Annotated in this window: 5 protein-coding genes; 4 read left to right on the forward strand and 1 reads right to left on the reverse strand. The window is 58.6% G+C overall.

Annotated features, from left to right (window positions below; translation table 11 throughout):
- Positions 1-217 precede the first annotated feature (217 nt).
- From VIH17_08790 to VIH17_08805, 4 genes are all read left to right on the forward strand, one after another.
- Positions 218-604, forward strand: coding sequence for a response regulator (locus tag VIH17_08790; protein HEY4683332.1), 387 nt, complete (start codon positions 218-220; stop codon positions 602-604).
- 120 nt (positions 605-724) lie between these two features.
- Positions 725-2,167 carry a NapC/NirT family cytochrome c gene (locus VIH17_08795; GenBank protein HEY4683333.1) on the forward strand — a complete coding sequence of 481 codons (1,443 nt, stop codon included), beginning with the start codon at positions 725-727 and terminating at the stop codon, positions 2,165-2,167.
- Between the two features lie 285 nt (positions 2,168-2,452).
- A complete protein-coding gene (locus VIH17_08800; GenBank protein ID HEY4683334.1) occupies positions 2,453-3,436 on the forward strand; it encodes a DmsE family decaheme c-type cytochrome in 984 nt (327 codons plus the stop codon).
- A gap of 98 nt (positions 3,437-3,534) precedes the next feature.
- A complete protein-coding gene (locus tag VIH17_08805) occupies positions 3,535-5,910 on the forward strand; it encodes a hypothetical protein (protein HEY4683335.1) in 2,376 nt (791 codons plus the stop codon).
- 461 nt (positions 5,911-6,371) lie between these two features.
- On the opposite strand, the gene VIH17_08810 is transcribed toward VIH17_08805, so the two are convergent.
- A partial coding sequence (locus VIH17_08810; GenBank protein ID HEY4683336.1) for a hypothetical protein occupies positions 6,372-6,604 on the reverse strand: 233 nt, incomplete at its 5' end.

Raw genomic sequence — 6,604 nt, forward strand, 5'->3', positions numbered from 1 at the left:
CAACGCAAGTGAGCTCGGGAGGCACCGTGTATCTCTGGCCCGGCCATCGCTCCCTGCTGCTTCAACCCCTTGTGGGAAATAAGCTTAGGCTGAGTGCCAGAAAAAGCGGTCGGCAGCTTCCGGATGGCAAGCGGTTCGCAACATCTTGCGATGGCAGGGTGCCCGGACTGCCGCGAGAGCGTGCAGGGAGAGGGACAGAATGGTAGCCGAGGGTTTCATGGCGCGCGTTTTGCTTGTGGAAGACAATCCGCTACTTCGCTGGGTGTTGCGCACCTCTTTGGTGATGGACGGTTACGACGTTTCCGCGCCAGCTTCCAGCCGAGAAGCTGTGGAGCTGGGCAGAACGACTCCTTTTGATGTCGTGATAACGGACTTGACCATCTTGCCTGGGCCTGATGGCTTTGCCGTGGTCGAGGAGATTCGCCAAAAATACCCTACCACTCATTTTATCCTCATCTCCGCCCAGGCGGACGACGAGCTGGCCGACCGCGCTCGCCACGCCGGTGTCGAACGGGTGATCGAGAAGCCCTTCCCGATCGACTTGATTCATTCGGCGGTGCGGGAATTGATCCCGCAGGAACACAGCGCCGTCTCAGAGTTATGAGACTTCTTTCTGTCTTTCAGCCGTTGACAATTTGTTATTCTGTTATTTGGGCCTTATGAGACACTCATCCATTCGGACCATCGCATCCCGACTTCCGAGACTGTACACTAAGAGGCTGGCATGATGCGAAATCGCGTCCGAGAGATGGTCCGGCCGGTTTTCTATTTGGGCCACAACCCGGTAACTCTGGCCGGAGCCGTCATCACCACTGCCAGCGCCCTTACCCTCATCATCTTTTACTTCAGCGAGCTATTTGGCCTCGTCGCGCACCCCTATTCCGGAATTCTGTTTTTTCTGATTCTGCCGGCGGTCTTCCTCATTGGGTTGCTGCTGATTCCGTACGGGGCCTTGCGGCGGCGGAGGCAACTGGTGAAGGCGGGATTGCTACCAGTGGTCTATCCGCCGGTCAACCTCCAGGACCCCAACCTGCGCCGCGGGATGGGATGGGTGGGCCTGGCCACCGGTTTGAACGTCGTAATCCTTCTGACCGCCAGCTATCGTGGCGTTCATTACATGGATTCGGTCCAGTTTTGCGGGATGACCTGCCACGCGGTGATGCAGCCGGAATATACGGCGTACCAGGAATCACCGCACTCGCGTGTGGCCTGCGTGGGATGCCACATTGGGCCGGGGGCGTCCTGGTTTGTGCGGTCGAAACTCTCCGGGACCTACCAGGTGATTTCGGTTACGTTCCGCCTTTACAGCCGGCCCATTCCCTCGCCCGTAAAGGACCTTCGCCCGGCTCGGGAAACTTGCGAGCAGTGTCATTGGCCGGACAAGTTTGAAGGGGACAGATTTGTCGTTTTCAAGAAATATGGCGAGGATGAGAAAAATTCTCCGACATACAACGTGCTTGTGATGAAGGTCGGCGGTCACTCGCCCCGCGGCGGCGTGGGGATTCATGGAGTCCACGTTGGACCGGGACGGGAGATTGACTACATCGCCAGCGATCGGCAGCGGCAGACGATTCCGTGGATTCGCTCCACGGACGCCAAGGGCAATGTCACCGAATATGTCGCGTCGGACTCGAAGCTGACTCCCGAACAACTGGCGCTCGGCGAACGACGGGTGATGGACTGCATGGATTGTCACAACCGCCCCACTCACGCTTTTCAGTTACCCGAACGCGCCCTGGACGAGGCCCTGGAAGCCGGCCGCATCAGCGCGGAGTTGCCTTTCATCAAGAAACGCGGCGTCGCTCTCTTGCGGGCCAATCATGCGAGTCACGACGAGGCCCAGCAAACCATGGCCAGGGAATTGAAAGAGTTCTATCGCGCCAACTATCCTCAGATTTTCCAGAACCAAACAGCCCAGATTGATACGGCTACTGAGCAACTGAGCCGCATCTATCGGCGGAACGTTTTTCCCGCAATGAATATTTCCTGGGGGACATATCCCAATAACATCGGCCACACCGATTTCACCGGCTGTTTTCGTTGCCATGACGGCAACCACACGAGCAGCGACGGCAAGACGGTGAGCCAGGACTGCTCGGCCTGTCACCGCCTCCTGGCCATGGAAGAGACAAATCCGAAAATTTTGCAAGACCTGGCCCTGCGTTAGCGGGCGGGAGGATGTTTAACAATACAGCAATTTCTTATTGCAAATCTGAACCGCCTTGTGTTAGCTTTTTCCTCAACCGCGCCACGGCAGCTGCAATCCTTGTGCGCGTCCTGTCCGCGCTCCCGAGGAATGGTCCCGTGATGCGACACGGCTGGACGGAATGCCAAGCGCAGGCACGAATCGCCGCTCCCTTCCGGTTTGAAGTTTTTGAGCCTCGGCCCCTTGAGCCAGACGACTTGCTTTTTCCCCTTCCGCGCTCAGTGAAAATTTTCAAGGAGTAATCCGATGACACCCGAACTGTCCCGCCCTGGCGGGATGTGGATCAAAAAGTTCCTCGGGTTGTGCGTGCTGTCCCTGCTTTGCGTTGGCGTCCTTTACGCCGATGCGTCCGACAATGCCAGGGCTAAAGGCAATCCCTCCGGACGGCCGCCTTTGCCTGAGGCAAGGGCGTCCGACGCCTCGCAGTATGTTGGCAGTGAAAGCTGCAAGGGCTGTCACGAAGAAATCTACAAGAAGTTCGAACCGACAGCGCACTGGAAGACGATGCTCGATACGCGACGTGGCCCGGCCTGGCAGGGGTGCGAAGCCTGCCATGGCCCTGGCACGGCCCACGTCGAGGGGATGGGCGACAAAACCAAAATCTTTGCTTTCAAAAACGTGTCGGCGCACGAGATCAGCCAGCGCTGCCTGGAATGCCATGAGTACGGCGAAGAACACAGCAACTACGCCCGTTCCGTGCACAACATGAACGACGTGAGCTGCATTGATTGCCATTCGCAGCACGCCGCCAAGGAAGCGCAGTTCCTGCTGAAGGAAAAGCAGCCGCAGCTCTGCTTTTCTTGTCACTTAGAGACAACGGCCGATTTCAATAAGCCGTTCCGTCACCGGGTGAACGAAGGGCTGGTGAAGTGCACCGACTGCCACAACCAGCACGGCGGGTTCATCACCAAGCAGTTGCGGGCCACCGTGGCTCAGGATCAGATCTGCTTCAAGTGTCACGTGGAGAAAGCCGGGCCGTTCGTTTTCGAGCATCCCCCGATGAAAACCGAGGGCTGCGTGGCCTGCCACATCCCGCACGGCTCCTCGAACCCGCGGCTGCTGAGGCGGAGCCAGATCAACCTGCTCTGCCTGGAGTGCCACACGCTGACGGTGGATTCGCCTGTGCCCGGCATTCCGACGTTCCACAATCAGGCGCAAAAATATCAGGCCTGCACACTGTGTCACGTACAGATCCACGGCTCGAACTTCAGCATGGTTTTCTTCAAGTAGGGGGCGCTATGCAAAGCACTATCCAATCGGCAAAAGATTCTCGCACGGGAGTCGCCCATCTGGCTCTGCCGCGTCTCCGCTTTTTTCGGGAGTGGCTTATGAAACTGAATCATTCGCCTCTGAGGTTCGCCTTGTTCACCCTGTCGGTGGTGCTTCTCCTGGCTGTCACGGCGGTGGCGCAAGAGCCGACCCCGCCCGGCGAGGGAATCAACTCGGGGAACTACAACATCAGGCAGACGTTTGAATTCGGCTACCGCCACACGGACTTTACCGGCAGCCGGAATGTGTACAACACCTTCGTCAACCTCAACCCCGGACCGCGGCTGCTGGAACACACGCTGGCGATGCGCTCGCTCAACCACCAGGGATGGCTGTTTGACGACTTCTTTGTTACCAGCTTCGGCTACGGCGGGGATCCGAACAACATCACCCGCCTGCGGGCGTACAAGAACAAGTGGTACAACTTCAGCGGGACGTTCCGGCGCGACCGGAATTTCTGGGACTACAGCCTCCTGGCAAACCCGCTGAACCCGGCGACGCCGGTTGCGAACGCGCCGGCTGGTTTCTCGCCGGTGATCACCTCTTCGCCGCACCGTTTCGAGATTACGCGGCGGATGAGTGATTTCAACCTGACCCTTCTGCCCCAATCGCGCGTGCGCTTCCGCCTGGGGTATTCGCGCAACATCAGTGAAGGCCCGTCGTTGACCAGTTTCCACGAGGGGACCGACGTCCTGCTGTTCCAGCCCTGGAAGACCACGGTGAACGCCTACCAGGTTGGTGTGGATTTCAAGGTTCTGCCCAAGACGAACATCAGCTATGACCAGTTTCTCTACTACTATAAGGGCGACGCCTCCTGGGTGGACCAGAACCTGACTTTCCAGCTCGGGCCACCGCCGCCGGCCGCGCCGATACCGGTGGACTTGGGACTGATTTTCAACACCGCGGCGGGCCAGCCGTGCGCGACGCCGTTCCTCGCGCCGCCGGCGCCGCCGGGAACAGTGAATCCCGCCTGCAACGGCTACCTGAGCTATAACCGCTTCGGCCCCGGGCGCACTTCGTATCCGACCGAGCAACTGAGCTTTCAATCCAGTTACTTCAAAAACATCGACCTGTCAGGCCGTCTCGTCTATAGCTCGTCCGATGGCGAGATTGCCAACTTCAATGAGTCCTTCCAGGGGCTGGTGACCCGCACGCGCCAGCGCCAGTTCGCCGTCACCGGGCCGGCGAAGCAGCGGCGCGTTTCCGTTTCCACCGATTTCGGGTTCACCTGGCGTGTGACCGATAAGTTCCGCATCGTGGATATGTTCCGGTTCGCCAACTTCCGTATCCCCGGCCAGTGGCTTTTCGGGGAAACATCGCTATTCGGTACCTCGATGCTCGTTGCGCCGAACACCTTCGTTCCCGGACCGGCCCCGCCTCCCAACTGCCTGACGATTACTTCACCGGGTTGCCCGCAGCACAGCAGCAGTTCGCCGGCCGACATCATTTCCGGAACGAGCAGCTTGTTCCTGGGGCAAAACCTCAAGAACAACCTGTTCCAACTGGAATATGATTTCACCAAACGCCTTGGCGGGCGGCTGGGCTACCGCCACCGGCACCGGACAATTGTTCACCGGGAGACGGTAGCGGAGGACCTCCTTTTCTTCCCGACCTTGCCTAACCGCGGTGCCTGCGCGGGCCAGCCGCTGCTGCCCGACGGCTCCTGCCAGGTTTCCATCGAGGAAAGTGACGCTGACGAAACCGAGATCAACGAGCACTCGCTGCTGTTCGGGATCTGGACGCGGCCGACGGACGCGTTGCGGCTGAGCTACGACATGGAGTTGATGTCGGCCGATAGAAGCTTTACCCGCATCAGCCCGCGGCAATTGCAGCATTACAAGTTCCGCGCCAGCTACAAGCCGGTGAACTGGGCGATCCTCGGCGCGTCGTTCAACATCATCGAGAATCGCAACAACGTGACCGAGATCAACAACCTCCAGCACAACCGCAGCTACGGATTCAGCGCCGTCTTTGAGCCCAACGACAAGTTCGGGTTCGACTTGGGCTACGACTACAACGGCATCTTCTCGCAGACCAACATCTGCTTTGTGGGTACTCTGCAACCTCCCGGCTCGAGCCCGTGTCCCGGTGCAGCCGCCTTGTTTCAGCAGAATTCCTTCTACAACAACACGGCGCACTTCGGTTACTTCAGCGCGATGTGGAAGCCTATCAAGCGCGTTACCACCAACCTCGGATACGCGGTCAGCAGCACCAAAGGAGAAACCCTTATCCTGAACCCCAATGCACCGCCCGGGCCGCTCGCATTCAACTACCACAAGCCGTACGGCGGGTTCGCCGTGGACCTGACCAAGGGGTTCATCTGGAAAGCATCTTGGAACTATTACGGTTACAACGAGAAGTCGGTGCCCGATCCGACTGGTGCACGCGATTTTCGCGGGAATATGGTCACGACGTCGATCCGCTACGCGTTCTAACCTCACACACCGATCACGGGACCGGAACAATCAGTTCCGGCCCCGTAGTCTTTTCTCGCAGACTTCGGCTCCCAGGCAGTTTCTAGTCGAATTCGCCCGGCCCGCCAACCTCACATTTTGTCCAGCCCATACTGGGACAGTTCTTTTTCCATTCTAACGGTTAGAATGGAGAAGACCGCCAACCTCACATTTTGTCCATACCATACTGGGACTCTTCCCTTCTCCTCACACAATGCGTCAATTGGCTCAGCCGAGCGCTCAAAGCAGCCGGGCGTCCTCTGCTTGCTGCCCGTAAGTTATTTGAAATATTGAGACTAATTGTCAATAATCTACCTGAACCGGCTGACCGGAACGGCCTGACGGTTGCTGTCTAGAAGAGAAGCTAGCACCGTGCCCCGGTGTCACGAATGAGCCAGCGCGGCATCCATAATCCGATCGGGATGCTTCTCCTCCTTGGGCTACTATTGGTGGGGCTTCCCTCGGCTCGAGCTGCCAGCCCCGAGGAGTGCCTTGCCTGCCACGGTGAAAAGGAATTCCAAAGCGATTCCGGAAAATCTCTGTACGTAGATCAGCGCGCGCTGCTGGGGAGCGTCCATGGCAGATTGAGCTGCCAGTCCTGCCACATGGACGCCCGGGGAATGCCGCACAAACCGAAGCTCGCGCCAGTCAACTGTGCCCGTTGCCACGCCGGAAA

This window comes from Candidatus Acidiferrales bacterium (genome assembly GCA_036514995.1).
Classification (GTDB): domain Bacteria; phylum Acidobacteriota; class Terriglobia; order Acidiferrales; family DATBWB01; genus DATBWB01.